The sequence below is a fragment of the Nitrospirillum amazonense genome, from assembly GCF_007828035.1.
GTDB classification, from domain to species: Bacteria; Pseudomonadota; Alphaproteobacteria; order Azospirillales; family Azospirillaceae; genus Nitrospirillum; species Nitrospirillum amazonense.
Genome location: NZ_VITV01000010.1, coordinates 179,241 through 205,028, shown reverse-complemented (window position 1 = coordinate 205,028; position 25,788 = coordinate 179,241). Strand labels below are relative to the sequence as shown.

The window sequence follows — 25,788 nt, the reverse complement described above, 5'->3', positions numbered from 1 at the left end:
CCCACCGCGTGCAGCTTGTCGGCCGAGGCCTCGGCCGGGGCGTAGCCCTTGCCCTTCTGCGTCACCGCGTGGATCAGCACCGGGCGGCCGTTCGGCTCGTCCCGGATGTTCTCCAGGATGGGCACCAGCTGGTCCAGGTCGTGCCCGTCGATGGGGCCCACGTAGTAGAAGCCCAACTCCTCGAACAGCGTCCCGCCCATGACCATGCCGCGGGCGTATTCCTCAACCCGCCGCGCCGCGTTCTGCAGCGGACGGGGCAGGTGTTCCGCCACCTGGCGGCCGATGTCCCGCAGGTTGCGGTACTGGCTGCTGCTGACCAGCTTGGCCAGGTAGCCCGACACGGCACCCACCGGCGGGGCGATCGACATGTCGTTGTCGTTCAGGATCACCACCAGGCGCGAGCCCAGGGCACCAGCGTTGTTCATGGCCTCATACGCCATGCCGGCGGAGATGGACCCGTCGCCGATCACGGCGATGACGTGGTTGTTCCCGCCCGCCAGGTCGCGCGCCACCGCCATGCCCAGCCCGGCCGAGATGGAGGTGGAGCTGTGCGCCGCACCGAACGGGTCGTACTCGCTCTCCGACCGCCGGGTGAAGCCAGACAGCCCGCCGCCCTGCCGCAGGGTGCGGATGCGCTCGCGACGCCCGGTCAGGATCTTGTGCGGGTAGGCCTGGTGCCCAACGTCCCAGATGATGCGGTCCGCCGGCGTGTCGAACACGTAGTGCAGCGCCACCGTCAGTTCCACAACACCCAGGCCGGCACCCAAGTGCCCGCCCGTCACCGACACCGCGTCGATGGTCTCGGACCGCAGCTCGTCCGCCACCTGCCGCAGCTGCTCAGGGCGCAGCGCGCGCAGGCGCTCAGGCGTCGGACACTGGTCCAACAACGGGGTCTTCGTCGCCATTCATCGGCTCCCAAATAATTCTAACCGACCTCTTACGGGCCGGTGACAGACAAACACTTTTGCACAGATCGTGATAAATCACGACTCTCGGTCGATAAGCATAAAGGGCAGGCCGCGCAACGAATCCGCCGCCGGACCGAAACCATCCAGACGGGCCGCCGCTTGCTCGGCCAGTTCCACCACCTTGGCACGGGCCGCGTCCAGGCCCAGCAAGGAGATCAGGGTCGCCTTGCCCTGGGCCTCATCCTTGCCGACGGTCTTGCCCGCCTTGCCGGCGTCGCCGGTGGCGTCAATAAGATCGTCGGAGATCTGGAAGACAAGGCCGAAATCCGCGGCGTAGTCACGCAGCAGGGCGCGTTCCGCTTCGCTGGCGCCGCCCAGGATGGGCCCGGCCTCGCAGCAGAATTCGAACAGCGCGCCCGTCTTCAGCTTCTGCAGGGTCAGGATTTCGTCGTAGCCGAAATCGGAATTCGGCGCTTCCATGTCCATCATCTGGCCGCCGATCATACCCAACGTGCCGCCTGCCTGGGCCAGCTTGGCGATCAGGGCACAGCGCACCGCCGGATCGGCGTGGGCGGCCGGCTGGGACAGCACCTCGAACGCCAGGGTCAGCAGCGCGTCACCGGCCAGCAGGGCCGTCGCCTCATCGAACTGGACATGGGTGGTGGGCTTGCCCCGGCGCAGGGTGTCGTCATCCATGCAGGGCAGGTCGTCGTGCACCAGGCTGTAGGTGTGCACCATCTCCACCGCCGCGGCGGCCTGCAGCCAGTTGTCCTCGGACACGCCGAACAGGGCGGACGACGACTTCACCAGGAAGGGGCGCAAACGCTTGCCGCCGGCGAACACGGCGTAGCGGGCGGCTTCCTGCACCCGGCCGATGTAGCGGGCGGGGGTGGGCAGCAGCGCTTCCATGCGCTGTTCGGTCTGGCGCGATGCGAGGCCCATGGCCTCCAGCAATTCACGACCCGAGGGGTAACGGCCCGAGGAAGAGGGTGCGGCGGAAGAAACTAGGCCGGTCACTTGAAGAAACCTCGAAGATGATGACGCGTCGTATAAGCTGGGCACACTCTGCCAGCCATCTGCCAGTGTCAATTACTGGCGACCGCAGGGCGCCGTTGCGTCGCACGTAACAAGAGGTTGGTCAGGAATGAACACGCCGGCGATGGTCCCGGGAAATTATTCGACCAGACTGGGCTTGGCGGTGTCGGCCGACACAGACGAAACCGATGGAGACTCGGCGGCCTCATCATAAGGCAAATCATCCGCCACAGTCCGAGCCGGCCAGCGCTCAGGCCAAGGACCGGTCAGCAGGGCGGCCACGCTATCCGCCTCCAGCATGCCGCCCCGGCGGATCCACAGGTCCCGCTCAGGACCCGAGGGCACGCTGGCGGCAACGCGATAGCATTGCTCGGCGGCGCGCAGCAGCGTCCATTGCTTCGCCTGACCCATCGATGACACCCCGATGATCCAGCCTTGGCACCGGCGCGGCCGGCGGACTGGTTCTTTTGGCGCCGTCCCATCCAGGCCGGCGACCTTTTTCGTGAAGGGAAGAGCGTAAACAACCGGGCCGTCGGCGGCAACGCCCTTCATGCCACCGGGAGCTGAAATCCGCAGGTGATGGCGCACATACCCGCCAGGAATCGAGGCGGCACGCATCGTATTGCTATAAAATTAATGAAAAATTAGAATGCGCATCAGAATAGTTCCAGCGGCAGGGCCGATCTGGGGACATGGCCCAAAAAATTTGTAACCGAACCATCGCTAAAACCTTTTAATAGAAAAGATTTTCTATGGCAGACCTGGATGCGAGCGTTGGAGTCGTCGCCCCGCGCGTGGTTTTGGTGGAAGACGATGTGGACCTTCGGGAATTACTGGCCCACTGCCTGAGCAGCCAAGGCCTGGCGGTCACCACGGCGGGCTCGGGGCTGGAGTTGTACCAGCAGATCGCCAAGGAACCGGCGGACATCGTCATCCTGGACATCGGCCTGCCCGACCAGGATGGCTACGCCATTGCCAGTTTCCTGCGCTCCAACACGAACATGGGCCTGATCATCCTGACGGCCCGGTCGCGGGTGGACGATAGGCTGAAAGGCTTCACCAGCGGCGCCGACCTGTACTTCGTGAAGCCGGTGGATTGCCGGGAGCTGGCCATCGCCGCCACCAACCTGGCGCGCCGCCTGGCCGCCGGGCCGGATGTCAACGATCTTCCCAGCCTGCATGCCCCATCCTCCAGTGAGCCCTGGGTGCTGGACAGTGCGCGCTGGTCCGTCCTGTCGCCGCGCGGCCTGCCCGTACGTCTGACCGCCAAGGAATTCGACCTGGTGGTGGCCCTGACCCAGGACCCGGGCCGGGCGGTGGACCGCACCGCCCTGCTGGAAACGCTGGACTACGCCAACACGGTGCAAGGCAGCCGGGGTCTGGACGCCCTGGTCAGCCGCCTGCGCCGGAAAATCGAGGCCGCGGTGGGTGAGGCCTTTCCTATCCAGACCGTCCATGCCAAGGGTTACCTGTTCTCCGCCCCCATCAAGCAGCTGTAGTCCCCCACCGCACCATGACCGCCACCGCCCCGCCCTTCGTAGCGCCCACCCGGCGGCGACCCAGCGGATGGCCTTGGGGCGGATGGCCTCAGGGTGGGTGGCTATGGCTGTGCATTGTCGCCTTGGCCCTGCTGTGCGTGCCGCCCGCATGGGCCGGAGCGGGCCCCGACGGCTGGACGGCGCCGCCTCTGCGCCTGGGGGCCGAAACGCGGACGCTGCCCATTGCCGGCCACCTCGAATTCCTGGTCGATCCTGACGGGTCGCTGACCCTGGCCGATGTGACGGCTGGCGAGGCGAGCCGGCGCTTCCAGCCCTTGCCGGGCAATCTCAACCGCGGCTTCACCCTGACCGACACCTGGGTCAGGATGCGCGTCGCACGAGCCCCAGGGAGCAACGACACCTGGTACCTGGAACTGCTGCCCAGCTTCCTCGACACGGTGGAAACCAACGTCGCCTACACGGCCGCCGACGCGCCGCCGCCGCCAGCCGAGGCCTATGCCAGGACGGTGCAGGGCGACAGCGAGCCCACGGCCAACCGCATGCTGCGCTTCCGCAGCTTCACCCAGCCGCTGGTGTTCGACGGCGCCGGCCAGGCCTGGATTTATGTCCATGTCCACACCACCAGCGCCACCATCCTCAGCGGCCAAATCTATCGCCTGATCCCGCTGATGAACCATGTAAGCGTACAGTCCATCTGGTTGGGCTTCGTGCTGGGCATGGCGGTGGCGGTGCTGATCTCCAACCTCATCCATAGTTATTGGCTGCAAGAGCGGGTTTACTTCTACTACGCCCTATACCTGATCAGCCTGATCGGACTGGCGTTCGGGTCTTTCGGCGCGCTGGCGCAAATCCTTCCCGGGCCCGCGCCCAAGCTGGCCAACCTCATCACCGGCACCAGCGTCTGCGGCGGCATCCTGGCCGGCGCCCTGCTGACGGAGGAGTTCCTGAACCTGCGGCGCACCCTGCCGCTGATCAGCCTGCTGAACCGCATCCCCATCATCCTGGGCGCCCTGGGTATCGTCGCCACCGTCGCCGGCTATTACACGATGGCTGGCGCCACGCTGGCCACGGTCACGTCGGCCTATATGTTCATCTATATCGGCAGCGCCATCTGGCTGGCGCGGCGGGGGCATCCCGGCGCCTTGATGTACAGCCTGGCCTTCGGCTCCGCCTGCATGGCGGCCCTGATGGGCTTCATGCGCACCCTGGGCGTGATCCCCGAGATCAGCCTGACCGAAGCCGCGTCGCAGGCGGCGTCGCTGGTGCACATGATCCTGATGAACATCGCCATCGCGTCGCGCGTGCGCCGGTCGGAAAAGGAACGGAAGGAGGCGCAGGCGGCAGCGTTGTCGGCCTCTGTCCATGCCGAGCAGCGGGCCCTGGACATGGTGGCGCTGCGCACCCGGGAGCTGTCGGCCGCCAAGGAGAGCCTGGAGGAGGCCCTGGCCGCCGAGCGCCAGGCGGTGCGCGAACAGATCCAGTTCATTGACATGGTGTCGCACGAATACCGCACGCCGGTGTCCATCATCCGCACCGGCATCGACATCCTGCAGATCAAAGGCTCCGCCGCCTTGGCGGAGGGCGCCAAAGGCCATGACCTGCTGAAGCGCATGGGCCGGGCCGTGGACCGCCTGGTGGAGATCATCGAGGTCGGCCTGCGCCGTGAGACCGACCGGTCGCCTGGGCTGCACCTGGAAACCCAGCCGCTGATCCTGGAAGAAGTGGTGGCCGAGGCCGTCCGGTCCCTGCGCGCCTCGCACCCCGAGCAGGCGGTGCGGTTGGAGGGCATGGTGCCGAACGAGATTCAGGGCGACCCCGCCCTTCTCAAGACATCCATCCTCAACCTGTTGGAAAATGCTGCCAAGTACGGGCCCCCCGGCCAGCCTATCCGGGTGGAACTGGCCCAGACGGCCACGCGCAGCACCGTGCGGGTGATCGACGCCGGCGCCGGCGTGCCACCCGCCGACCGGGAGCGCATCTTCGGCAAGTTCGTGCGCCTGTCCTCAGCTGAGCGTGTGCCCGGCATCGGCGTCGGCCTCTACCTGGTGCGGCGCATCGCGGAACTGCACGACGGACGCGCCTTTTACGACCACACCCGCCTGGACGGCTGCTGCCTGGTGGTGGAACTGGCGAACGCCCCGCTGCCCCGGGGATAGGGCCGAGGGGGCCGGAGGTCAGCCGCGGCCGGCGCCCACCACCACCTCGCTCACCTGGATGGTCGGCGACAGGGTGGTGTAGTTGGCGATGTCGGCCACGATCTCCTCGGCCACGGGCCCGAAGGCGGCCCAGAAACTGTCGGCGGACTCGGCAAAGATGTGGCACATGGCGACATAAGCCGGCGCTTCGCTGGGCGGGGCACCGGTCAGGCCCTTGTCCACCGTGTAGAACAGGCAGGCGGCGCCCAGCTTTTCCTGGACCAGCGGCATGTGGCGGTCCCTGTAGTAATCATGGTCGAAGCGGGCGCCGGGTTCGTTGGCGTACAGCACGCTGACTTTGATCATGGCGTCGTCCTGGCTTTGGTTCAGGCTATGAGGATGCGCCAAGGTACGCCGGCCGCAGAAGCCGGCGTATTGTCCTATGGTTGTATGGCCACTTCATCTTTCTTCGGTGCAGGGCTTAGCCCTGCAGGAAGTCGCGCTCCACCAGATCCACCGGCATGGGCCGGGCGAACAGGAAGCCCTGGACCTCGGCGCAGCCCTGCTGGGCCAGCCAATGCCATTGCTCTTCCGTCTCCACGCCCTCGGCCACAGTCTTGAGGCCGAAGCTGCGCGACAGGTCCAGCACAGCCGTGGCGATGGCGGTTTCGGCGGGGATGTCGTTCACGAAGGAGCGGTCCAGCTTCAGCGCTGTCACCGGCAGGCGGCGCAGGTAGGCCAGCGACGAATAGCCGGTGCCGAAATCGTCGACGCTGATTCCCACACCCAGGTCGCGCAGGCGCGCCAGCAGCGCCTCGCTGTGGTCCAGGTCGCGCATCATGCTGGTCTCGGTGATCTCAATGTTCAGCAGCTCGGGCGGCAGATAGGACTTGGCCAGGCAGTCCGCCACCAGATCGACCAGCCCCGCCTCCTGCAACTGGCGGGCGGAGACGTTGACGGAGACGGGCACGGTGTGCCCCGCCGCCAGCCAGCGTGCCGCCTGTTCGCAGGCCGTGCGCAGCACCCAGGCGCCGATAGGCACGATCAATCCGGTTTCTTCCGCAAGCGGAATGAAATCGCCCGGCATGACCAGCCGGTCCGGCTTCTGCCAGCGCAGCAGCGCCTCCACCCCGCTGAGCTTGCGGGTCAGCGTCTCCAGCTTGGGCTGGTAGTAGAGGACGAACTGGTTTTCCTCGATGGCGCGGCGCAGCGCCGTCTCGTTGTGCAGGCGGGCCACGGCCCGGTCCATCATCTCCCGCGCGAAGAAGCGGTAACGCCCGCCGCCGGCCGCCTTGGCCGTGCACATGGCGACGTCGGCGCCGCGCAGCAGCGGCTCGGGGTCGCGCCCGTCGCCGGGGAACAGCGCCATGCCCACGCTGGCGGTCAGCGCCACGGAATGGCCGTCGACGGCATAGGGGGCGGCCAGGGTGTCCAGGATGCGTTCCGCCAGGCGGGCCGCCATCTCCGGCTGGGCGATGTCCTCGGCCACCACGGCGAATTCGTCGGCGCCCAGGCGCGCCACGCTGTCGCCGGCGCGCAGCACGCTGGTCAAGCGGGCGCCCACCTCGCGCAGCACGCGGTCGCCCACATCCAGGCCATAGCTTTCGTTGACGGTCTTGAACCGATCCAGATCCAGGTGGAAGACGGCGACGTGATAGCCCGCGCGCTCCGCCTTGGGCAGGGAACGGCCCAGTTCCTCCGTCAGCAGCACGCGGTTGGGCAGGCCGGTCAGCAGGTCGCGCGTGGCCATGCGGCGCTGCGCCTCCTGACTGGAGGCCAGGCGGGCCAGCAGTTCATTGGTGCGCGCGGCGATGTAGCCCAACTCATCCCGCTCGTGCCCCGCGGGCAGCGGAAGGGCCGTTTCCATGGGCCGGTCGGGATCAATGCGGGAAATGGACCGGCCCAGGCCGAACAGCGGCCGGGTCACGTAGCGGTGCAGCACCGCCACCAGCGCCAGGCCCAGCAGCAGGTTGCGCAGCACGCCGCTGACCAGGCCGGTGCCCGCCAGGATCAGCAGGTCGCGGGCCAGCACCACGGGGTCCAGATCCAGGCGCAGTTCGCCGATGATCTCGCCATTGGGGCTATTGGGCTGGCGCAAGGGGCGGCGGATGGTGGACAGGTCGCCGAACACCAGGCGCGACAGCGGCCCCGTAAGCCAGCCGTCCTGCGCCGGCTTGCGCCGCACACCGGCCAGCCGCTCATTATCCTTCAGCAGGATTTCCACGCCGGAAACGGCGTGGAGCTTCAGGTTGTCCATGATGACCTGGTTGGCCAGCTGGGCATCCAGGTTCCACGCGGCAATGGCGGCGCTGCCCTCGACCTGGGCGGCGATGTCATCGATGATGGTCAGGACCTTTTCACGCTCACGGCTGGCGGCCCAGCCGATCTCCACCGCGGAAAAGGCGAAACCGATCAGCAGGGCGGCCAGGGCGCCACGCACGCCTTCCTTGAACGACAGGGAGGACCAGAACGACCAATGGAAACGGGAGCCGGCCACGCGGGCGTCGTCGTCGCTCCCGCCATCGACCGGCGCACCGCCCGGGGGAACCCCAGCCAGCGAATCGTCAGGGGTGTCGGCGCCATCCGTCGGAGCGCCGCCCATGCCTGCCGCAGCCCCGCCGGGGCCGGCCGGATCACCCGCCGAGTGGTGGAAAGAGTACCTGACCAAGGAGAATAGCGCCCCAAATGTCTTATGTTCCGGCCGGCGCCCCAAAACATCCGGGACCGGCCGGCTGACGACCGCATCCGTCATCCTGCCACCAGGAACAGGTTGTCTGGCGCCGCCTTCGCCGCAGTTTTATGGACGGCGATCAGTTCCACAAGTGTTTCCAGACCCGGACGGGCCGCGCCCGCCACAAGCTGCACCATGACGGCGCTGACCCGCAGCAAGGGGTAGCGCCGCACGCGCCCCTCGCGGTCCTTCGCCTCGAACCACCCGCGTTCGCGGGTTTCCACGTCGTAGAGGCTTTCGGCGTCGGAGCGGAAGCGGCCCAGGAAGGCCACCAGCCGTTCCCGCATCCGGTCGGCGGTCAGGCCGCTGCACGAGAGGAAGAAGTCATCACCGCCGATGTGGCCGGCGAACCCGCCGAGGGCGGAAGCCTGGACCTTCAACTGCTCACTGAACATCAGGATGGCGCGATCGCCCTGGCGGAAGCCGAAATAGTCGTTGAACGGCTTGAAGTTGTCGAAGTCCAGGTAGACCAGCACATGATCCCGCTCGCCATCCGCCACCAGCGCCTCCACCTGAGCCGTGATCGCATTGTTGCCGGGCAGGCGTGTCAGCGGGTTCTGGTCCACCGCCGTGGCCAGGCGGTGTTCGTGCAGCAGGCGCACCAGCGACTGGCTGCTGAGGAAGCCGACATACTCGCCGCCCTCGACGATGATGACGCCGTCGCTGTCCGCCGCCTCGGCGAACAGCTCGATCACGCGTTCCAGGGGCGTCCCAATGTCGCAGACCGGGCAGGGGATGACGAAATCCTTCAGCGTGTTGCCGAAGGCGCGGTTGCGCAGGATTTCCGTGCCGTAGCGCGAATAGACGAAGGGCTTCAGGTGGCGTTCGCGAATCAGGCCGCGCGGCACGCCCGCCCGGTCCACCACCGGCACCACCGGTGGGGCGGCCAGGTTGCCGAAATACTCCAGCAGCTTGGCCTTGGGCGCCTCCAGCGGCAGGGGCGCGATGCGTTCGATCAGCTCAAACAGGCGCTGGCGGGCATCCGACGGGCGGCGACGGTCGCTGCGGGTCAGGGACTCGGCGATCTCGCTGGCCTCGGCCAACAGGCTACCGCCGGGGCGGCCCAGCAGAAAGCCTTGGGCATGGTCGCAGCCCAGATCCCGGCAGACATAGAATTCACGCGAGGTTTCCACGCCCACGGCGATGGTGGCCAGGCCCAGGGCGTGTGCGCTGCCGACCAGCTGGCCCAGCAAGGCGCGCTTCGCCTGGTCGCCGTCCACGCCGCTGATGAAGGCGCGATCGATCTTCACATAGCTGGGCGGGCTGGCCAGCAGGCGCTGGAAATCCGCGACACCCACGCCGAAGCGATCGAAGGCGATGTCGACACGGCCCCGCCGGTCGCCACCGTCACGGCCGGCACGGGTGGGAACGGGCCCCGTGCCCGTCGTCTCATAGACCAGGTGCACCTGTTCGCCCTGCGGCGGGGGCGGCACCTGACCCTGGGCCAGGGGATGGATGTTCAGGAACAGGCGCACCTCGGCCGTGCCGCCGGCCGCCAGGAAGGCGGCCACGGCGGCGGCCTGGACGTGCGCTTCCAAGGCCGGCAGCGCGCCCTCGTCAGCGGCCGCCTGGAACAGGGCCGCCAGACTGGCAAAGCCCGCAGCCTCCCAGCCGCGCAGCAGGGCCTCATGCCCATGCACGCGCGCCGTTCGCATCTGCACGATGGGTTGGAAGACGGGATGCAGGTGCGCCACAACGTCGCGCCAGCGGGCCGGCAAGGCGACGGCGCCCCCCTCCCCCGCCGGCGGGACGACGGGGGGCGGCGCTGACGATCCGGCGGCCGGACGCCCCTGGGTTCCCTGCCGGGGGATGCCGGTCTCTCGCTCTTCAGGCATCAAGATCAAGGAGGGATCGGACCTTCAGGCCGCAATAAAGAGTGTGTTCTTCAGTAATATCCGTAGACGGTGACAGTTATGTGATGACCCGGCAACCGTTGATGCGCGGACGCCGCATGCCAGGACGCCGGTGCACCAGAACCGGATGCCGTGATTTGTAGATTCCGGCGGCAATCGGCCTATGACAACGGCTTAGGCCGTGGGCGGGGCTTTCGGCGGCGCACACATGGCCTTATATCAAGGCGGCATACCAGGCACAGGGTGCGGTCGCCATGGTCGGCCGCGCGATGCCAACGGAATCGAGATTCACCGAACATCCTCAACTTATAGGGGTAGTCATGCTGAAGGGTAAATCCGCCGTCGTCACCGGTTCCACCAGCGGAATCGGCCTGGGCATCGCCCGCGTCCTGGCCTCCAAGGGCGCCAACATCATGCTGAACGGCTTCGGCGACGCGGCGGAGATCGAGAAGATCCGCAGCGGCCTGGAAGGCGAGTTCGGCGTGCGCGCCGCCTACAACGCCGCCGACATCTCCAAGCCGTCCTCCATCAAGGAGATGATCGACACCACGGTGGAAACCTTCGGGTCCATCGACGTGCTGGTCAGCAACGCCGGCATCCAGTACACGGCGGCCATCGAGGATTTCCCCGAGGACAAGTGGAACGCCATCATCGCCATCAACCTGTCCGGCGTGTTCTGGGGCATGCACTACGCCCTGCCCTACATGAAGAAGCAGGGCTGGGGCCGGCTGATCAACATCGCCTCCGCCCATGGCCTGGTGGCCAGCCCGCACAAGGCGGCCTATGTCGCGGCCAAGCACGGCGTCGTCGGCCTGACCAAGGTGGCGGCCCTGGAAACGGCCGAGATCGACATCACCGCCAACGCCATCTGCCCCGGCTGGGTGCTGACGCCGCTGGTGGAAAAGCAGATCAAGGACATGGCGGCCAAGGACGGCATCAGCGAAAAGGATGCCGAGCTGAAGCTGCTGTCGGAAAAGCAGCCGTCCAAGAAGTTCACCACGCCGGAAGAGCTGGGCGAACTGGCCGCCTTCCTCTGCACCGACGCCGCCGCCCAGATGACCGGCGTGCCCCTGCCCATGGATGGCGGCTGGACCGCGCAGTAATTTTTGGGATGCCCTGAGTCCTTAGGATGCACTGCGGGCGGGCCCATCCGGGCCCTTGCCATCCTCGATTTCCAGTCCGCTGCGCTGCCCGGACATCTCCGGCGCCCGCAGTCGCGGGCTAAGGACGTAGAGGCCGGGTAAAGAAAAGGGGCGGTGCCTACTGTTGCCGCCCCTTCACTTTGCAGAGCATCAATTGAACAGGGGAGCCGCCTTCTGCAGGGTCGTCCACACGCCCCACAGGATGGGCAGGCCCACCGCCAGCCAGGCCAGCAGGGCCGGGCCGTTCAGGCCGCCCCGACCGATGCCGAAGGAACCGCCGGTAGCGTTGGCGTTGGCGGTCTTGGCCTGCAAGGCCGCCACCTGCGCATCACTCATGAACCATTTGGCCGCCAGCTGCTTGATGGCCAGGTTGCACAGCAGGCCGATGATCAGGAACACGGCGAGGACATAGAAGGTGACGTCATAGACGTGATCCTTCGGCACCTTCAGCGCCAGTTCAGCGTCGCGGATGCGGGTTACGACGAACGGCCCGGCGACACCCGCCACCGACCAAGCGGTTAGCAGACGTCCATGGATGGCGCCCACAAACTGGGTGCCGAAGATGTCGGCGAGATAGGCCGGCACAGTGGCGAAGCCGCCGCCGTACATGGACAGGATGACGCCGATGGCCAGCACAAACAGCGCTACGCTGCCGGCGCGAGCTAGGCTGGGCGCCGCCGCGTACAGCACCAGGCCCAGGACGAAGAAGACGCAATAGGTCATCTTGCGGCCCAGCTTGTCCGACATGGAGGCCCAGAAGAAGCGGCCACCGATGTTGAACAGCGAGATCAAGCCGGTGAAAGCCGCGCCGATGGTGGCGATGGCCGTCTTCTGTCCCGGGTCCAACTGATCGAAGCCCAACTCGGGATGGCCGATCAGCTTGCCGGCGAAGATTTCCTGCAGCATGGGCGAGGCCATGCCGATGACACCGATACCAGCGCTGACGTTCAGGCACAGCACCGCCCAGATCAGCCAGAACTGCGGCGTCTTGTGCGCGTTGTCCAGGTGAACATGTCCATGGGTGATCATGGCCCGCTGCGCCGCCGCCGGCGGCGTCCAGCCATCCGGCCGCCAGCCGGCGGGCGGGACGCGATAGCCGAAAGCGCCGGCCATCATGAAGACGAAATAGATGGCGGCCATCGCCAGAAAGGTCTGCCACACGCCCGCGCTATCGGAACTCTTGAACTGATTGATCAGGATGTTGGCCAGGGGCGACCCGATCATGGCGCCGCCGCCGAAGCCCATGATGGCCATGCCGGTGGCCATGCCGCGCCGGTCGGGAAACCATTTGATGAGGGTGGAGACGGGTGAGATGTAGCCCAGCCCCAGGCCCACGCCGCCGACGATGCCGCCCAGCCACAGCAACCAGAGCTGGTGGACCATGATGCCCACCGCCGACACCACCATGCCGCCACACCAGCAGAAAGCAGCGACGACACCGGCGCGCCGGGGACCCACCCGTTCCAGCCAGCCTCCCCAGACCGCCGCTGCCGAGCCTAAAACAACGAAGAAAAGGGTATACATCAGGGTCAGGTCGGAGACCTGCCAATTGCATGTGGTGGTTGTAAGCTCTGCAATTAGAGAGATGCTCTTGCACGCCGCCTCGTCCGTACCGGCCAAGGTCTTGGACAGCGGCAGCCAGAAGACGCTGAAACCATAGGCCATACCGATGCAGAGATGGATGGCAAGCGCCGCCGGCGGTACCAGCCACCGGTTAAAACCCGCCTTCGCGACTATCCTTTCGCGATCCAGGATCGAGCCGGACGAGCTTCCACCCGTGCGGCCCGAAGTTGCCACACTCATTGACGTCTCCCGCTTTATTTATGGACAGTAAAAAGCAGGTGGCCGCCCCGCCAGTGGCGCCACCGGTTTCCTCGCGTACTGTTTTTATTCTACACAGATAGTCTAATTTACTTTGGGCAAACTTTCCACCGCCTTCAGCACCTCTGGGTCCAATCCACCGCCGCCCTGGGCCACATGCGCCTGGATCGCCTGGCGCATCCGGGGTTCCCAGAACTTGGCGATGTGGTTGGCGATGCCGGCCGCCGCCTTGTCGCCCGGCTGGGAGGTGAAGAATTTGCCGATTTGATTGGCCATGTAGACCAGCTTGTCAGGCGACATGCCGTGTATTCCCTTGCTTCGCTTCCGCCCCGCCGCCCGGCACGATCCGGCCGGCATGGGTGAACACCTCGAACCCGTCGCGCCGGGCCACCGCCACCAGCGTGATGCCGGCGGCCTCGGCTGTCCGGATGGCAAGTGCAGAGGGGGCGGAAACCGCCACCAGCACCGGCACGCCCATGGCCGCCGCCTTCTGCACCAGTTCCACGGACACCCGGCTGCTCATCACCACCAGGCCGGCTGCGGCGTCGACGCCGCCCCGGATCAGGGCGCCCGCCAGCTTGTCCAGCGCGTTGTGGCGGCCCACGTCCTCGCGCACCGCCACCATGCGGCCGGGCTGGCCTTCTGAACCGGCGAGCCAGAAGCCGGCGGCGTGGACGGCCCGCGTCTCCTCGAACAGCGGCTGATGGTTGGCCAGGTCGTCGCGCGCGGCGGCGACCTGGGTCGTATCGATGGTGAAGCCCGGCGGCACCACCGGCAGGGCCCGTGTCGCCTCCGCCAGGCTTTCCAGGCCGCAGAGGCCGCAGCCCATGGGGCCGGCCAAGCGGCGGCGACGGCGCTCCAGCGCCTCTCCCGGGGTCTTGGCCAGCCATAGGCGGACGTTCACCCCTTCCGGCACCACCACCAGGTCCAGGTCGGCGATGTCCGCGCGGCCGGTGATGATGCCCTCGGTCACGCTGAAGCCCAGGGCGAAGTCTTCCAGGTCGCGCGGGGTCGCCATCAGCACAGCATAGGCCGCGCTGTCGTAGCTGATGGCCACCGCCGTCTCCTCCGCCACCACCCGGTCCCCGTCCAGGGGAACGCCATCGCGCCAGGCCACCCGGGTCACCGGGCGGCTGGCATCCGGCAAGGCTTGCGGCACCGGCGTCACCCGGTCCGTCATTCAGCGGCATCCGTGCCGACGATGCGGCGGCTGAGGTCGCTGTGGGTCTTGTACTTCTCCTGCCAGTCGGACGGGCCGTTGCTGGGGCTGACCTGCACCGCCGTCACCTTGTATTCGGGGCAGTTGGTGGCCCAGTCGGAATAGTCGGTGGTGATCACGTTGGCCTGGGTCATGGGGTGGTGGAAAGTGGTGTAGACCACGCCGGGCGACACCCGGTCGGTGATCAGGGCGCGCAGCGTGGTTTCACCCGCGCGGCTTTGCAGCTTTACCCAGTCGCCGTCACGCACGCCACGGTTCTCCGCGTCGTGCGGGTGGATTTCCAGCCTGTCCTCCTTGTGCCATTCGCTGTTGGCCGTGCGCCGGGTTTGCGCGCCGACATTGTACTGGCTGAGGATGCGGCCGGTGGTCAGCAGCAGGGGGAAGCGGGCGCCCGTGCGTTCATCCGTGGGGATGTATTCCGTCAGCACGAACTTGCCCTTGCCGCGGGCGAAGCCGTTGATGTGCATGATGGGCGTGCCTTCGGGCGCGTCGTCGTTGCACGGCCACTGGACGGAGCCGCGTTCGTCCAGCATTTCGTAGGTCACGTTGCGGAAGCCGGGGGTGGTGGCCGCGATCTCCGCCATGATCTCCGCCGGGTGGCTGTAGCTCATGGGATAGCCCAGGGCGTTGGACAACAGCTGGGTGATTTCCCAGTCGGCGTAGCCGTTGCGCGGGGGCATCACCCGGCGCACGCGGTTGATGCGCCGTTCGGCGTTGGTGAAGGTACCGTCCTTCTCCAGGAAGGTGGAGCCCGGCAGGAAGACGTGGGCGTAGTTCGCCGTCTCGTTCAGGAACAGGTCCTGCACCACCACGCATTCCATAGACTCAAGGCCGTGGGTGACATGGTGGGTGTCGGGGTCGGACTGCACGATATCCTCACCCTGGACGTACAGGCCCTTGAAGGTGCCGTCGACGGCCGCGTCCAGCATGTTGGGAATGCGCAGGCCCGGCTCCCTCTCCAGGGTCACGCCCCACATGTCCTCGAAGATGGCGCGGGTGGCGTCGTCGTGGACATGACGATAGCCCGGCAGCTCATGGGGAAAAGAGCCCATGTCGCAGCTGCCCTGGACGTTGTTCTGGCCGCGCAGCGGGTTCACGCCCACGCCGCGCCGGCCCAGGTTGCCCGTGGCCATGGCCAGGTTGGCGATGGCCATGACGGTGGTGGAGCCCTGGCTGTGCTCCGTCACGCCCAGGCCGTAGTAGATGGCGGCGTTGCCGCCGGTGGCGTAGAGGCGGGCAGCGGCGCGCAGCTCGGCCGCCGGCACGCCGGTGTAGTCGGCGATGGCCTCGGGGCTGTGCCGCTCCTCGGCGACGAAGGCCGCCCAGTCCTGGAACTCGTCCCAATCGCAGCGCTCGCGCACGAAGGCCTCATTCACCAGGCCCTCGGTGACGATGACGTGGGCGATGGCGGTGACCACGGCGACGTTGGTGCCGGGTCGCAGCGGCAGGTGGTGGGCCGCCTTCACGTGCGGGGTCTTCACCAGGTCGATGCGGCGTGGATCGACGACGATCAGCTTGGCACCCTGGCGCAGCCGCTTCTTCAGGCGGGAGCCAAACACCGGATGGCCATCGGTGGGATTGGCCCCGATGACCATGACGACATCGGTATCCTCGACACTATCGAAGTCCTGGGTACCGGCGGAGGTGCCGTAGGCCGTGCCCAGGCCGTAGCCGGTGGGGGAGTGGCAGACGCGGGCGCAGGTGTCGACGTTGTTGTTGCCGAAGCCGGCGCGCACCAGCTTCTGCACCAGGTACGTCTCCTCATTGGTGCAGCGGGAGGAAGTGATGCCGCCGACCGAAGCGCGGCCGTATTTCTCCTGTATGCGCTTGAATTCCGAGGCCGTGTAGCTGATGGCCTCTTCCCACGACACCTCGCGCCACGGGTCGGTGATCTTGGACCGGATCATGGGCTTCAGGATGCGTTCGCGGTGGGTGGCGTAACCCCAGGCGAAGCGGCCCTTCACGCAGGAATGGCCGCGGTTGGCGGCGCCGTCCTTGTAGGGGACCATGCGCACCAGCTCGGTCCCGCGCATCTCCGCCTTGAAGCTGCAGCCCACGCCGCAATAGGCGCAGGTGGTGACGACGGAATGCTCCGGCTGGCCGATCTCGATGACCGACTTTTCCATCAGCGTGGCCGTGGGACAGGCCTGGACGCAGGCGCCGCAGCTGACGCACTCGCTGTCCATGAAATCCTCGTCCATGCCGGCCGAGACCTTGCTGGCGAAACCCCGGTCCTGAATGGTCAGCGCGAAGGTGCCCTGTACCTCCTGGCAGGCCCGCACGCAGCGGGAGCAGACGATGCACTTCGACGGGTCGAAGGTGAAATAGGGGTTGGAGGTGTCCTTGGCTTGGCCCAGGTGGTTGGCCCCCTCCATGCCATAGCGCACCTCGCGCAGGCCCACAGCACCGGCCATGTCCTGCAGCTCACAGTCGCCGTTGGCGGCACAGGTCAGGCAGTCCAGCGGGTGATCGGAGATGTACAGCTCCATCACCCCCTTGCGCAGCCGCTTCAGCCGTTCCGTCTGCGTGGACACCACCATGCCCGGGGCCACCGGCGTGGTGCAGGAGGCGGGCGTGCCCGCCCGGCCCTGGATTTCCACCAGGCACAGCCGGCAGGAGCCGAAGGCGTCCAGCGTGTCGGTGGCGCACAGCTTGGGGATGGTGACGCCACTGTCCATGGCGGCGCGCATGATGGAGGTGCCCTCCGCCACCGTCACCGTCTCGCCGTCGATGGTCAGCGTGACCATCTTGGCGTCGGTGTCGCCCTTCAGGCCGCGGGGATGCGGGGTGCCGTAGTCGATCTCAGGAACCAAGCCCATGGCCGGACCCTCCTTCACTCTGCCGCAGCCGGCAGGCGCCGGCCAGGGGAATTGCGTGTATGGAAATCCTCGGGGAAATGGCGAATAGCGCTCAGCACCGGATAGGGCGTGAAGCCCCCCAGCGCGCACAGCGAGCCGAACTTCATGGTGTTGCACAGGTCTTCCAGCAGCGCGATGTTGGCCGCCACGTCCCGGCCCGCCAGGATGCGGTCCACCACCTCGGCCCCCCGGGTGGAACCGATGCGGCAGGGCGTGCACTTGCCGCAGGATTCCTCGGCGCAGAATTCCATGGCGAAGCGCGCCATGTGCGCCATGTCCACCGTGTCGTCGAACACCACCAGGCCGCCGTGGCCGATCAGGGCGTCGCGCGCGGCGAAGGCTTCATAATCATAAGGGGTGTCGAACTGGCTGGGCGGCAGGTAGGCGCCCAGGGGCCCGCCCGCCTGCACCGCGCGGACCGGTCGGCGGCTGGCGGTGCCGCCGCCCACCTCCATCACGATCTCACCCAAGGTCAGGCCGAAGGCCGTCTCGAACAGGCCGCCATGCAGGACGTTGCCGGCCAATTGGATGGGCATGGTGCCGCGCGACCGGCCCATGCCGAAGTCGGCGTAGTATTGCGCGCCCAAATCCAGGATGACGGGAATGGTGGCCAGGGAGAGCAGGTTGTTGACCACGGTGGGGCGGCCGAACAGGCCCTTCAGCGCCGGCAGCGGCGGCTTGGCCCGCACCACGCCGCGCTTGCCCTCCAGGCTTTCCAGCAGCGCCGTTTCCTCGCCACAGACATAGGCGCCGGCGCCCACGCGCAGTTCCAGGTGGAACTCCAGGCCGGAGCCCAGGATGTCGCGGCCCAGCAGGCCGGCGGCGCGTGCGATATCCAGCGCCGCCCGCATGGTGGCGTTGGCGTGCGGGTATTCCGAGCGAGAGTAGATGTAGCCTCGCGTGGCGCCCACCGCCAAACCGGCGATGGTCATACCCTCGATCAGGCAGAAGGGGTCGCCCTCCAGGATCATGCGGTCGGCGAAGGTGCCGCTGTCGCCCTCGTCCGCGTTGCAGACGATGTACTTCTGGTCGGCGACCGCGTCGCGCACCGTCTTCCACTTGATGCCGGTGGGGAAGCCGGCGCCGCCGCGACCGCGCAGGCCGGACTTGGTCACCGCCTCCACCGTCGCGGCACCGCCCACCTCGATGGCCTTGGCCAAACCGCGATAGCCGCCGGCGGCCTTGTAATCCTCCACCGACAGGGGATCGACGATGCCGCAGCGGGCGAAGGTCAGCCGCGTCTGGCGGGCCAGGAAGGGATGGTCCTCCGGCCGGCCGACGCGCAGGGGGTGCGTGGCGCCGGTCAGCCAGCCGGCGGCGAACAGGGCGGCAACGTCGCCGGCCTGCACCGGGCCGTAGGCGATGCGGCCCAGGGGTGTTTCCACCTCCACCATCGGTTCCAGCCAGAACAGGCCGCGCGAACCGGTGCGCACGATGGTGACGGCGGTGCTCAGGGCGGCGGCCTGCGCCGCCACGGCGCGCGCGACCTCGTCGGCGCCCACCGCCAGGGCGGCCACGTCGCGGGGGATGAAGATGCGGGTGGTCATGGCGTCGACCAATCGTTGCGGGCCTCGTTCACGGCGGCGTCCAGGCGTTCGCGGTTCAGGCGGCCCAGGGGGCGGCCGTCGATCAGGGCCGCCGGGGCGCAGGCGCACAATCCCAGGCAATAGACAGGCTCAATCGTCACCTGGCCGTCGCCGGTGGTGCCGCCCCAGTCCAGGCCCAGGCGGCGCAGCAGGCTTTCCGCCAAGGTATGGCCGCCCATGGACTGGCAGGCCTCGGCCCGGCACAACTTCACCACGTGGCGGCCGGCGGGTGCCTCCCTAAAGTCGTGGTAAAAGCTTACAATTCCGTGAACATCGGCGCGCGAAAGGTTCAGCGCGTCCGCAAGCAAGGGCACCGCATCCTCGGGCACATGGCCGAAGGTCTCCTGCAAGGCATGCAGTATCGGCAATGCTGGCCCTTCAAGATTTTGGTGCGCCGCAATGACTTCAGCGGCCTTTTCACGGTCCCACGGGGTACTTGTTGTGGCAGACGTCACAGCAGCGGCCTCACTTCTCAGGCAATCTCCCTGTCATTAGAAGTTGGCTATCGCCGGAACTTAATCAACGCAGCCGTTCCATGTTGCGATAGAAAACTTCTATCACGCCGCCCGGCCCGCACATGCCCGCCCGCGGCACCTCGAAATCACATAGGACGCCCAAATAGGACGCCCGTCACTGGGACGTGGATCATGCGTGCGCGTATTTTTGTTGCGACCTCAACCTTGCTGAGCCTCATGCTGGTGGCCCCGATCGCGGTGCAGGCCGCCTCGGTCGACAGCCCGGCGGCGGTGACGGCGGCGGCCCCGGCGGCCCCCCAGGCCACCGATCCGGCGATGACGCAGGACGTGACGCAGCTGCTGCGCGACTGGTCGGTTATCAAGTACCAGATGCACGACGACAAGGCCCAGGCCCTGAAGATGCGGGATCTGCTGGTGCGCGCCACCGACCTGCAGACCCGCTACCCGGGCCGGGCCGAGCCGATGATCAGCACCGCCCTGATCCTGGGCAGCATCGCGGGTTATGAGCAGAACGCCGGCTCGCTGGAGCTGGTGCGCAGGGCCCGCGACCTGTTCGAGCAGGCCGACAAGATCGACCCCACCGCCCTGGACGGCGCGTCGGCCGTGAACCTGGGTTCGCTCTACTACCTGATGCCAGGCTTCCCCATCGGCTTCGGCAGCGACAGCAAGGCGCGCAAGTATCTGGAGCGCGGCGTCGCGCTGAGCCCCAATGGGCTGGAATCCAACTACTTCTATGGTGAGTTCCTGTCGCAGCAGGGTGAGTACGAGCGCTCGGCCAAGGTGCTGGCCCACGCCCTGGAGGCGCCGGTGTCGGTGACCCAGCCTGTGTGGGACGCCGGCCGCCGCGCCGAGGCCCGCGCCCTGCTGGCCGACGTCCGCCAGAAGCTGGTGGCGTCGAACTGAGTACCGCCCGAGCGCTGGGCGCGAGGTCAGAGACCCCCGGAGCGGCCACCGTCCCCGGGGGTTTCTTTTTGCGATCCGGGGGCGGCCGTCAGGGAGCCATGGGCTCGCCAAAGGTGCGGGCCACCTTCTTGGCCTCGGCCACCAAGGCGGCGGTCAGGGGCGTCATGGGATCGCGATAGGGCACCACCAGACCGATGTCATGCACCGCCGCCGGGTCGACGATGGGGATGGCCCGGATCTCTTCCGGAAAGTTGAAGGCCGTGGTCAGCACCTCGGGCATGATGCTGGCCCACTTGCCCGTGCGCACGTGCGAGAACAGCACGATCATGGAATTGGATTCCAAGGTCGGCGCCGAGGTGGCGCCGGCGATGGCCAGCAGCCGGTCGATGATGCGCCGGTTCTGCATGTCCGGCGTCAGCAGGCACAACGGTATCTCCCCCACCTCGGCCCAGCTGACCTGGGCGCGGGCGCCCAGCGGGCTGTCGCGGGAGATCAGCAGGCGGTACTGCTCCCGGTACAGGGGTACGGTGCGCACCCGCCCCAGGGGCTCGTTGTCCAGGTAGGTGAGGCCGGCGTCGATCTCCAACCCTTCCAGGAGATGCAGGATCTCGATGGAGGTGCGCGACAGCACGGTGAACTTCACGCCCGGGTGCCGCTCGCGATAGGGCGTGGTCAGGATGGGCACCATGGCCAGCGCCGTCGGGATGACGGCGATGCGCAGGTGGCCGCTGAGGCCGTGGCGCAAGGCCCGCACCTCCTGCCGCATGGCGCGGGCGTCACCCACGATGCGGCGGGCCCAGTCCAGCACCCGCTCTCCCTCCTGCGTCAGGCCCATGTAGCGCGCGCCGCGGTTGACCAGCAGCACGCCCAGCTGGTCCTCCAGCTGTTTCAGGCCGGCCGACAGGGTGGGCTGGGTGACGCCGCAGGCCTCCGCCGCACGGCCGAAATGCTGTTCCCGGGCCAGCGCGATGAAGAATTCCAGCTTGTCGATCATGCCGTGCGGCGCCCTCTCCCGAGAACGGGGCGCGACCCTGTTGACCGCATCCCGCCCGCAGCCTGTTTATTAGGCTCAGGGGCCCCGCTCCCGGCGCCCCGCATCCGGCGCATGATCAATGAAGAGGGTCCGCCGATACAAGACCGCACATGCCGGAGGGTGGCAGATTGGCGACGGGCGGCAGGGAACCGCCCTTTCGACCAAGGGGAGCAAGCCATGTTCGATCCGACCAGCTATGTGGGCTTCCATACCGATCTCAGTCTGCTGGCCTTGGCGGCAGGACTGCTCCTGCTCAACGGCCTGTTCGGCAGCCGGGTGCCGCCGGCGCTGACCGCCGTCTACCTGGCGGCGGCCGTCCTGACCGACCTCACCGGCTTCGGCTTCCCCTTCAGCGGCTTCCTGCCCTCGCATGGCGTGGGGGCGTTGTCGCTGCTGATCCTGGCCATGGCCATCGCCGCGCTTTACGCCTTCGGCCTGCGCGGGGCCTGGCGGTGGATATATGCCGCCAGCCTGACCGCCAGCGTCTTCCTGCTAGCCTTCGTCGCCGTGGCCCAATCCTTCCTGAAGGTGCCTGCCCTGCACGCGCTGGCCCCCACGGGCAGCGAGCCGCCCTTCGGCGCCGCGGAAGGCGTTCTGCTGCTGTTGTTCGTGGTGGCCGGCATCCTGGCGACCCGCCGTTTCCATCCCAGTATCCGGCGCGCCGCCGCCGTCGCCTGACCCTTGCGGCTGAGCCCGTCCCACCGCCACACCACCTCTTGCCCCCTGGACAGCGACACCCGTCGACCCCACGCTTATGTCGGGACGACCAGTTGGCAAAGGGCTCTGGACGGTGCGACGGCGGGCTTGGATGCGGATGACGGTGCTGATGTGGGCCGCCTGCGCCGGCGGCCCCCCGCTTGGCGCCGCCGGGGCGCCACCGCCGCCATCCCAGGCGACGACGGCACCCGCCGCCGCCCTGACCGGCGACTGGCGGGGCACGCTGGACACGGGCCTCACCCGCCTGCGGCTGGAGTTCCATGTGACCGCCGCCCCCGGCCCTGGCGATGGCACCCCCGCCCTGGCCGGTACGCTGGACAGCGTCGACCAGCAGGTGCTGGGCCTGCCCATCCCCAGCATCAGCCGTGAGGGCGACGCCGTCACCTTCGACATCCCGGCCGTGCTGGGCGGCTACACCGGCACGCTGTCGGCCAACGGGCAGACCCTGACCGGCACCTGGCGGCAGGCCCACCAGTCCCGCCCGCTGGTCCTGACCCGCCTGACCACGGCGCAGATCCAGGCGGAGCAGGCGCGGCCCCAGGTGCCCCGGCCGCCCTTCCCCTACCGCGCGGTCAGCGTGGCCTACGACAACCCGGCCGCATCCGGCGTCCGGCTGGCCGGCACCCTGACCCTGCCGCCGGGCAAGGGCCCGTTTCCGGCCGCGCTGTTGATCACCGGATCCGGCCCCCAGGACCGCGATGAGACCATCGAGGGCCACAAGCCCTTCCTGGTGCTGGCCGACGCGCTGACCCGGCGCGGCATCGCCGTGCTGCGGGTGGACGACCGGGGCGTGGGCCAATCCACCGGTGATTTCGATGCCGCCACCACGCCCGACTTCGCCACCGACGCCGCCGCCGGCATCGCCTATTTGCGCGGCCGCGCCGACATCGACCCGCGCCGCATCGGCCTTATAGGCCACAGCGAGGGCGGGCTGATCGCCCCCATGGTGGCCAGCCGCGACCGCGACATCGCCTGGCTGGTGCTGATGGCCGGCCCAGGGGTGGATGGGGAGACCATCCTGCTGAGCCAGAAGCGCCTGATCGCCGGCGCCACCGGCGTGGGGGCATCCGGGGCCGAGCGCCTGGTGGACATGGATCGCCGCGAATACGCCATCGTGAAGGACGAACCGGACCCGGAGCGCGCCCGCGCCCGCCTGCGCATCCTGCTGCAGGGCGGCATGATGGGCGGCGACAACCGCATCGCCACGTCCGAAGCGGTGATCGAGGCGGTGACCAAGCCCTGGTACCGCTGGTTCCTGACCTACGACCCCGCCCCCGCGCTGCGCACCCTGCGCCTGCCCGTTCTGGCCCTGGTGGGGTCCAAGGACCTGCAGGTCTCAGCCGCCGAGAACCTGCCGGCCCTGCGTTCCGCATTGGCCGACGATCCCAAGGCCGAAGTGCGCGAGGTGCCCGGCCTGAACCACATGTTCCAGACCGCCGACACCGGCGCCCCCACCGAATATGCCCGCATCCCTGAAACGATCGCGCCCGTGGCCCTGGACCTGATCAACGACTGGGTGGTGGCGCACAGCGGGCCGGCAAAGCCGTGAGCGTGACGCTGCGCACGCCCGAAGCCGATGAGCTGCCCGCCCTGCAAGCGCTGGAGGCCGCCGCCCGCCGCCGCTATGCCGCTTGGCCGGGCTTGGCCTTCGTTGCCGGCCGCCCTCCCATCGCGCTCGAACGCCTGGCGGCAGGCACGGTGTGGGTGGCCGACCATGCGGGAGTAGCCGCCGGCTTCATCCTGCTGCAGCCGCAGGATGGGCAGCTTTACATCGCCAATATTTCGGTGATGCCCGAGGCCGGCGGCCAGGGCATCGGGGCCGCCCTGCTGGCCCAGGCATTGGGCCACGCCCGCGCCTTGGAGACCGAGGCACTGACGCTGACCACCTTCCGGGCGCCGCCTTGGAACGGTCCCTGGTTCCGCCGCCACGGTTATACGCCCATGCCGGAAGAGCGCATGGGACCGGCCTTGCGCGCGACACTGGAGCGCCAGATCATCACCGTGGACCCGGCGACACGGGAGGTGTTATGGCGCCCGGTCGAGTAGGGGCGCAATGAGGCCCAGCCTGCACAGATCCTGCACAGTTAGTGCTTGTTCTTTCAGAGAAAATGCGCGCCGGCCTCGGGGGCAACACGGTTAGCGTGGCGGCTATTCCTCAACCGCCCGAGCTGCCCCATGCCCACCGCCGCCCTTGCGCCCGACCGTCCCGCCATCTGGCCCATCCTGGCCGTCGCCGTCCTCTTCGCCGGCCTGGTGCTGGTCGACACCGCGCTTGAGTGGGAACCGCCGTTCGACGCCCTGGCGCTGCTCGCGCTCCTCGCGCTCTGGTGTGGTGCTGCGATGGGGGCGGCACGCCAGGCGGTGCGGGCGCGCCGTGACAGGCGGCCCCGGCGCGCCCTATCACTCGCGATACTGCCCCTGGCCTTCCTGGTGACGGTGGTGCACCCCCGCCTGGTCATGGGCGGCGCGCAGTCGCTGGGGGACCACCTGCACTTCGCCAAGGGACGCCCCTCCTACCTGGCCCAGGTCCGCGCGCTGCCCAGCATTGGCGAGCCGAAGCTGTTGGTCTGGGGCTGGGGTGGCTTCATCGTCGCCTCGACCAGCCTGGTCTATGACGAGAGCGATGAGATTACCTTGCCGCCCGAGCGGCAATCCGCCTCCTGGAAGGCGCGGACCGAGCACACCGACCTCGCCTGCCCCTATGGCTATCGCGTGCGCACGGCACTGGGCGGGCATTTCTATGCCGTGGGCGTGGGGTGCTAGGACGCCGCGCAGTTGGCTTTCAATGCACTCATTGCCCCGGCCAAGCCCTCGGTGGTGATTGCCGGGCTCACTGCCGACCCTATGCGAAACTGTAGGCGGCGGGCGCGGCCCAGGCGGTCCAGCGCCGCGGCCGGGAATGGCACCAGCACGCCGCTCATCCCGTCGGCGACATACCGTCCCACGCCCAGGAGCATGGGGCGGCCATCCAGGACCAGGGCCACGGGACAGGTGTCGTCCCCACCGCAGTCGGTTTCCAGCCACAGGGTCAGGGGGCCGGCCTCACAGCCCAACGCCATGCCGGAAAACTCCCCCGCCCCGTCATGGGCGAGGCCGGCCTTGTCGCCGTTGCCCATCCAACGCGGCGTATCTGCCGCCATGGCCGGGACGGCGACACCGGCCAGCGCACCGAGGAGAAGCAGGCGCCTCATCACACCGCCAGCAACAGCGGCGCCATGGCCGCTAAACCCAGGCCAGCCAGGCGCGGGACCAGGGCCAAGCCGGCACGCTCCGCCAGGCGGGACAGGGCGACGCCGGCCAGATGCAAGGTGGCGGAGGCGGTGACGAAGCCCAGGCCGTAGGCCAGGCCATCGGCGTCCGCCGGCATCTCCACCCCATGGGCGGCGCCGTGGCAGAGGGCGAAAGCGGCGATCAGGGCGGCGCCGGCGGCCAAGGGCAGCCGGGCGCCGAAGGCCGTCAGCCAGCCCAGGGCCGCCACCGACAGGACGATGCCCCACTCGACACCCGGCAGCGCCAGGCCGTTGGCGCCGGCAATGGCACCGGCCACCAGCAGGGCGAGGAAGGCCAGCGGCCACAGCCACACCGCCCGGCTGCCCTGCCCCCCTTTGGCCTGCCCCCCTTTGGCCTGCCCCCCTTTGGCCTGCCCCCCTTTGGCCTGCCCCCCTTTGGCCTGCTGCCCAGCCCACAGGCCCACGCCGGTCATGGCGGCCAGATGGTCCAGCCCGCCGAAGGGGTGGGCGAAGCCATCGGTGAAGCCGTGGGTGTGGCCGGGCATGCCGGGGTGGGCCATCGCCACGGCGGGGGCGAAAGCGGCAGCGACGGCCAGGGCGGACAGCAGGCGGCGGTGCATCATGGTCGGGTTCCCCTGTTCG

General features: G+C 68.2%; 23 protein-coding genes. 8 read left to right on the top strand and 15 right to left on the bottom strand.

The window, feature by feature from the left end; all coding sequences use genetic code 11:
* The 3 genes from FBZ87_RS23805 to FBZ87_RS23795 all read right to left on the bottom strand — a co-directional run.
* A partial coding sequence (locus tag FBZ87_RS23805; RefSeq protein ID WP_246134560.1) for a 1-deoxy-D-xylulose-5-phosphate synthase N-terminal domain-containing protein occupies window positions 1–905 on the bottom strand: 905 nt, incomplete at its 3' end.
* Between the two features lie 78 nt (window positions 906–983).
* Window positions 984–1,850, bottom strand: a complete 867-nt coding sequence (locus FBZ87_RS23800) for a polyprenyl synthetase family protein (RefSeq protein WP_145613067.1) — start codon at window positions 1,848–1,850, stop codon at window positions 984–986.
* 231 nt (window positions 1,851–2,081) lie between these two features.
* Window positions 2,082–2,354 (bottom strand): hypothetical protein, encoded by a 273-nt coding sequence (locus FBZ87_RS23795; RefSeq protein WP_145613066.1) that lies wholly within the window; start codon window positions 2,352–2,354, stop codon window positions 2,082–2,084.
* A 341-nt stretch (window positions 2,355–2,695) separates the two neighbouring features.
* On the opposite strand from FBZ87_RS23795, the gene FBZ87_RS23790 reads away from it, so the two are divergent.
* Together FBZ87_RS23790 and FBZ87_RS23785 are read left to right on the top strand one after the other, a co-directional pair.
* On the top strand, window positions 2,696–3,442 hold the full coding sequence (locus FBZ87_RS23790; RefSeq protein ID WP_145613065.1) for a response regulator transcription factor: 747 nt from the start codon (window positions 2,696–2,698) through the stop codon (window positions 3,440–3,442).
* A gap of 122 nt (window positions 3,443–3,564) precedes the next feature.
* Entirely contained in the window at window positions 3,565–5,598 is a 2,034-nt protein-coding gene (locus FBZ87_RS23785) for a sensor histidine kinase (protein ID WP_186454947.1), read from the top strand.
* 18 nt (window positions 5,599–5,616) lie between these two features.
* Here the strand turns inward: FBZ87_RS23785 and FBZ87_RS23780 are convergent, their stop codons facing one another.
* The 3 genes from FBZ87_RS23780 to FBZ87_RS23770 form a co-directional block, all read right to left on the bottom strand.
* Window positions 5,617–5,943, bottom strand: a complete 327-nt coding sequence (locus FBZ87_RS23780; RefSeq protein WP_040847536.1) for an EthD family reductase — start codon at window positions 5,941–5,943, stop codon at window positions 5,617–5,619.
* Between the two features lie 115 nt (window positions 5,944–6,058).
* Complete coding sequence (locus FBZ87_RS23775) at window positions 6,059–8,179, bottom strand: putative bifunctional diguanylate cyclase/phosphodiesterase (protein WP_145613063.1); 2,121 nt, start codon at window positions 8,177–8,179, stop codon at window positions 6,059–6,061.
* A 146-nt stretch (window positions 8,180–8,325) separates the two neighbouring features.
* Window positions 8,326–10,143 (bottom strand): GGDEF domain-containing protein, encoded by a 1,818-nt coding sequence (locus FBZ87_RS23770; RefSeq protein ID WP_246134559.1) that lies wholly within the window; start codon window positions 10,141–10,143, stop codon window positions 8,326–8,328.
* Between the two features lie 338 nt (window positions 10,144–10,481).
* Here FBZ87_RS23770 and FBZ87_RS23765 point away from each other — a divergent pair, with 338 nt between their 5' ends.
* Entirely contained in the window at window positions 10,482–11,264 is a 783-nt protein-coding gene (locus FBZ87_RS23765; RefSeq protein WP_145613062.1) for a 3-hydroxybutyrate dehydrogenase, read from the top strand.
* A gap of 189 nt (window positions 11,265–11,453) precedes the next feature.
* Here FBZ87_RS23765 and FBZ87_RS23760 read toward each other — a convergent pair whose 3' ends face one another.
* From FBZ87_RS23760 to FBZ87_RS23735, 6 genes are all read right to left on the bottom strand, one after another.
* The gene (locus FBZ87_RS23760; RefSeq protein ID WP_145613061.1) at window positions 11,454–13,106 is read right to left on the bottom strand and encodes an OFA family MFS transporter; all 1,653 of its coding nucleotides are present in this window, start codon (window positions 13,104–13,106) and stop codon (window positions 11,454–11,456) included.
* Between the two features lie 102 nt (window positions 13,107–13,208).
* Window positions 13,209–13,424: a formate dehydrogenase subunit delta gene (locus tag FBZ87_RS23755; protein ID WP_040846996.1), complete on the bottom strand. Its 216-nt coding sequence runs from the start codon at window positions 13,422–13,424 to the stop codon at window positions 13,209–13,211.
* Window positions 13,414–14,304 carry a formate dehydrogenase accessory sulfurtransferase FdhD gene (fdhD, locus tag FBZ87_RS23750; protein WP_145613060.1) on the bottom strand — a complete coding sequence of 297 codons (891 nt, stop codon included), beginning with the start codon at window positions 14,302–14,304 and terminating at the stop codon, window positions 13,414–13,416. Before fdhD ends, FBZ87_RS23755 begins: the two co-directional genes overlap by 11 nt.
* Entirely contained in the window at window positions 14,301–17,162 is a 2,862-nt protein-coding gene (gene fdhF / locus FBZ87_RS23745; protein ID WP_145613059.1) for a formate dehydrogenase subunit alpha, read from the bottom strand. The genes fdhD and fdhF overlap by 4 nt, the downstream gene beginning before the upstream one ends.
* Window positions 17,163–17,176: 14 nt before the next feature.
* Window positions 17,177–18,748 (bottom strand): formate dehydrogenase beta subunit, encoded by a 1,572-nt coding sequence (locus FBZ87_RS23740; protein WP_145613058.1) that lies wholly within the window; start codon window positions 18,746–18,748, stop codon window positions 17,177–17,179.
* Entirely contained in the window at window positions 18,745–19,242 is a 498-nt protein-coding gene (locus FBZ87_RS23735; protein ID WP_145613057.1) for a formate dehydrogenase subunit gamma, read from the bottom strand. Before FBZ87_RS23735 ends, FBZ87_RS23740 begins: the two co-directional genes overlap by 4 nt.
* Window positions 19,243–19,434: 192 nt before the next feature.
* Between FBZ87_RS23735 and FBZ87_RS23730 the strand changes: the two genes are divergently transcribed.
* Window positions 19,435–20,166 carry a tetratricopeptide repeat protein gene (locus tag FBZ87_RS23730; protein WP_145613056.1) on the top strand — a complete coding sequence of 244 codons (732 nt, stop codon included), beginning with the start codon at window positions 19,435–19,437 and terminating at the stop codon, window positions 20,164–20,166.
* Between the two features lie 88 nt (window positions 20,167–20,254).
* Here the strand turns inward: FBZ87_RS23730 and FBZ87_RS23725 are convergent, their stop codons facing one another.
* Window positions 20,255–21,160 (bottom strand): LysR family transcriptional regulator, encoded by a 906-nt coding sequence (locus FBZ87_RS23725; protein WP_088874227.1) that lies wholly within the window; start codon window positions 21,158–21,160, stop codon window positions 20,255–20,257.
* Between the two features lie 216 nt (window positions 21,161–21,376).
* On the opposite strand from FBZ87_RS23725, the gene FBZ87_RS23720 reads away from it, so the two are divergent.
* From FBZ87_RS23720 to FBZ87_RS23705, 4 genes are all read left to right on the top strand, one after another.
* The gene (locus FBZ87_RS23720; RefSeq protein ID WP_145613055.1) at window positions 21,377–21,877 is read left to right on the top strand and encodes a hypothetical protein; all 501 of its coding nucleotides are present in this window, start codon (window positions 21,377–21,379) and stop codon (window positions 21,875–21,877) included.
* Between the two features lie 136 nt (window positions 21,878–22,013).
* Entirely contained in the window at window positions 22,014–23,465 is a 1,452-nt protein-coding gene (locus FBZ87_RS23715) for an alpha/beta hydrolase family protein (protein ID WP_211107141.1), read from the top strand.
* Window positions 23,462–23,962, top strand: coding sequence for a GNAT family N-acetyltransferase (locus FBZ87_RS23710; protein ID WP_145613054.1), 501 nt, complete (start codon window positions 23,462–23,464; stop codon window positions 23,960–23,962). The genes FBZ87_RS23715 and FBZ87_RS23710 overlap by 4 nt, the downstream gene beginning before the upstream one ends.
* Window positions 23,963–24,091: 129 nt before the next feature.
* The gene (locus tag FBZ87_RS23705) at window positions 24,092–24,679 is read left to right on the top strand and encodes a hypothetical protein (protein ID WP_145613053.1); all 588 of its coding nucleotides are present in this window, start codon (window positions 24,092–24,094) and stop codon (window positions 24,677–24,679) included.
* Here the strand turns inward: FBZ87_RS23705 and FBZ87_RS23700 are convergent.
* Window positions 24,676–25,107, bottom strand: a complete 432-nt coding sequence (locus tag FBZ87_RS23700; RefSeq protein ID WP_145613052.1) for a hypothetical protein — start codon at window positions 25,105–25,107, stop codon at window positions 24,676–24,678. The genes FBZ87_RS23705 and FBZ87_RS23700 overlap by 4 nt on opposite strands.
* Window positions 25,107–25,769: a HupE/UreJ family protein gene (locus FBZ87_RS23695; RefSeq protein ID WP_145613051.1), complete on the bottom strand. Its 663-nt coding sequence runs from the start codon at window positions 25,767–25,769 to the stop codon at window positions 25,107–25,109. The genes FBZ87_RS23700 and FBZ87_RS23695 overlap by 1 nt, the downstream gene beginning before the upstream one ends.
* Between the last annotated feature and the right edge of the window lie 19 nt (window positions 25,770–25,788).

Bases quoted from the DNA above. Each gene is read 5' to 3' on its own strand.
- FBZ87_RS23800 (WP_145613067.1), bottom strand. From the start codon at position 1,850: ATGGGCCTCGCATCGCGCCAGACCGAACAGCGCATGGAAGCGCTGCTG.
- FBZ87_RS23795 (WP_145613066.1), bottom strand. From the start codon at position 2,354: ATGGGTCAGGCGAAGCAATGGACGCTGCTGCGCGCCGCCGAGCAATGC.
- FBZ87_RS23790 (WP_145613065.1), top strand. From the start codon at position 2,696: ATGGCAGACCTGGATGCGAGCGTTGGAGTCGTCGCCCCGCGCGTGGTT.
- FBZ87_RS23780 (WP_040847536.1), bottom strand. From the start codon at position 5,943: ATGATCAAAGTCAGCGTGCTGTACGCCAACGAACCCGGCGCCCGCTTC.
- FBZ87_RS23775 (WP_145613063.1), bottom strand. From the start codon at position 8,179: ATGGGCGGCGCTCCGACGGATGGCGCCGACACCCCTGACGATTCGCTG.
- FBZ87_RS23770 (WP_246134559.1), bottom strand. From the start codon at position 10,143: ATGCCTGAAGAGCGAGAGACCGGCATCCCCCGGCAGGGAACCCAGGGG.
- FBZ87_RS23765 (WP_145613062.1), top strand. From the start codon at position 10,482: ATGCTGAAGGGTAAATCCGCCGTCGTCACCGGTTCCACCAGCGGAATC.
- FBZ87_RS23760 (WP_145613061.1), bottom strand. From the start codon at position 13,106: ATGAGTGTGGCAACTTCGGGCCGCACGGGTGGAAGCTCGTCCGGCTCG.
- FBZ87_RS23755 (WP_040846996.1), bottom strand. From the start codon at position 13,424: ATGTCGCCTGACAAGCTGGTCTACATGGCCAATCAAATCGGCAAATTC.
- fdhD (WP_145613060.1), bottom strand. From the start codon at position 14,304: ATGACGGACCGGGTGACGCCGGTGCCGCAAGCCTTGCCGGATGCCAGC.
- fdhF (WP_145613059.1), bottom strand. From the start codon at position 17,162: ATGGGCTTGGTTCCTGAGATCGACTACGGCACCCCGCATCCCCGCGGC.
- FBZ87_RS23740 (WP_145613058.1), bottom strand. From the start codon at position 18,748: ATGACCACCCGCATCTTCATCCCCCGCGACGTGGCCGCCCTGGCGGTG.
- FBZ87_RS23730 (WP_145613056.1), top strand. From the start codon at position 19,435: ATGCGTGCGCGTATTTTTGTTGCGACCTCAACCTTGCTGAGCCTCATG.
- FBZ87_RS23725 (WP_088874227.1), bottom strand. From the start codon at position 21,160: ATGATCGACAAGCTGGAATTCTTCATCGCGCTGGCCCGGGAACAGCAT.
- FBZ87_RS23720 (WP_145613055.1), top strand. From the start codon at position 21,377: ATGTTCGATCCGACCAGCTATGTGGGCTTCCATACCGATCTCAGTCTG.
- FBZ87_RS23715 (WP_211107141.1), top strand. From the start codon at position 22,014: ATGACGGTGCTGATGTGGGCCGCCTGCGCCGGCGGCCCCCCGCTTGGC.
- FBZ87_RS23705 (WP_145613053.1), top strand. From the start codon at position 24,092: ATGCCCACCGCCGCCCTTGCGCCCGACCGTCCCGCCATCTGGCCCATC.
- FBZ87_RS23700 (WP_145613052.1), bottom strand. From the start codon at position 25,107: ATGAGGCGCCTGCTTCTCCTCGGTGCGCTGGCCGGTGTCGCCGTCCCG.
- FBZ87_RS23695 (WP_145613051.1), bottom strand. From the start codon at position 25,769: ATGATGCACCGCCGCCTGCTGTCCGCCCTGGCCGTCGCTGCCGCTTTC.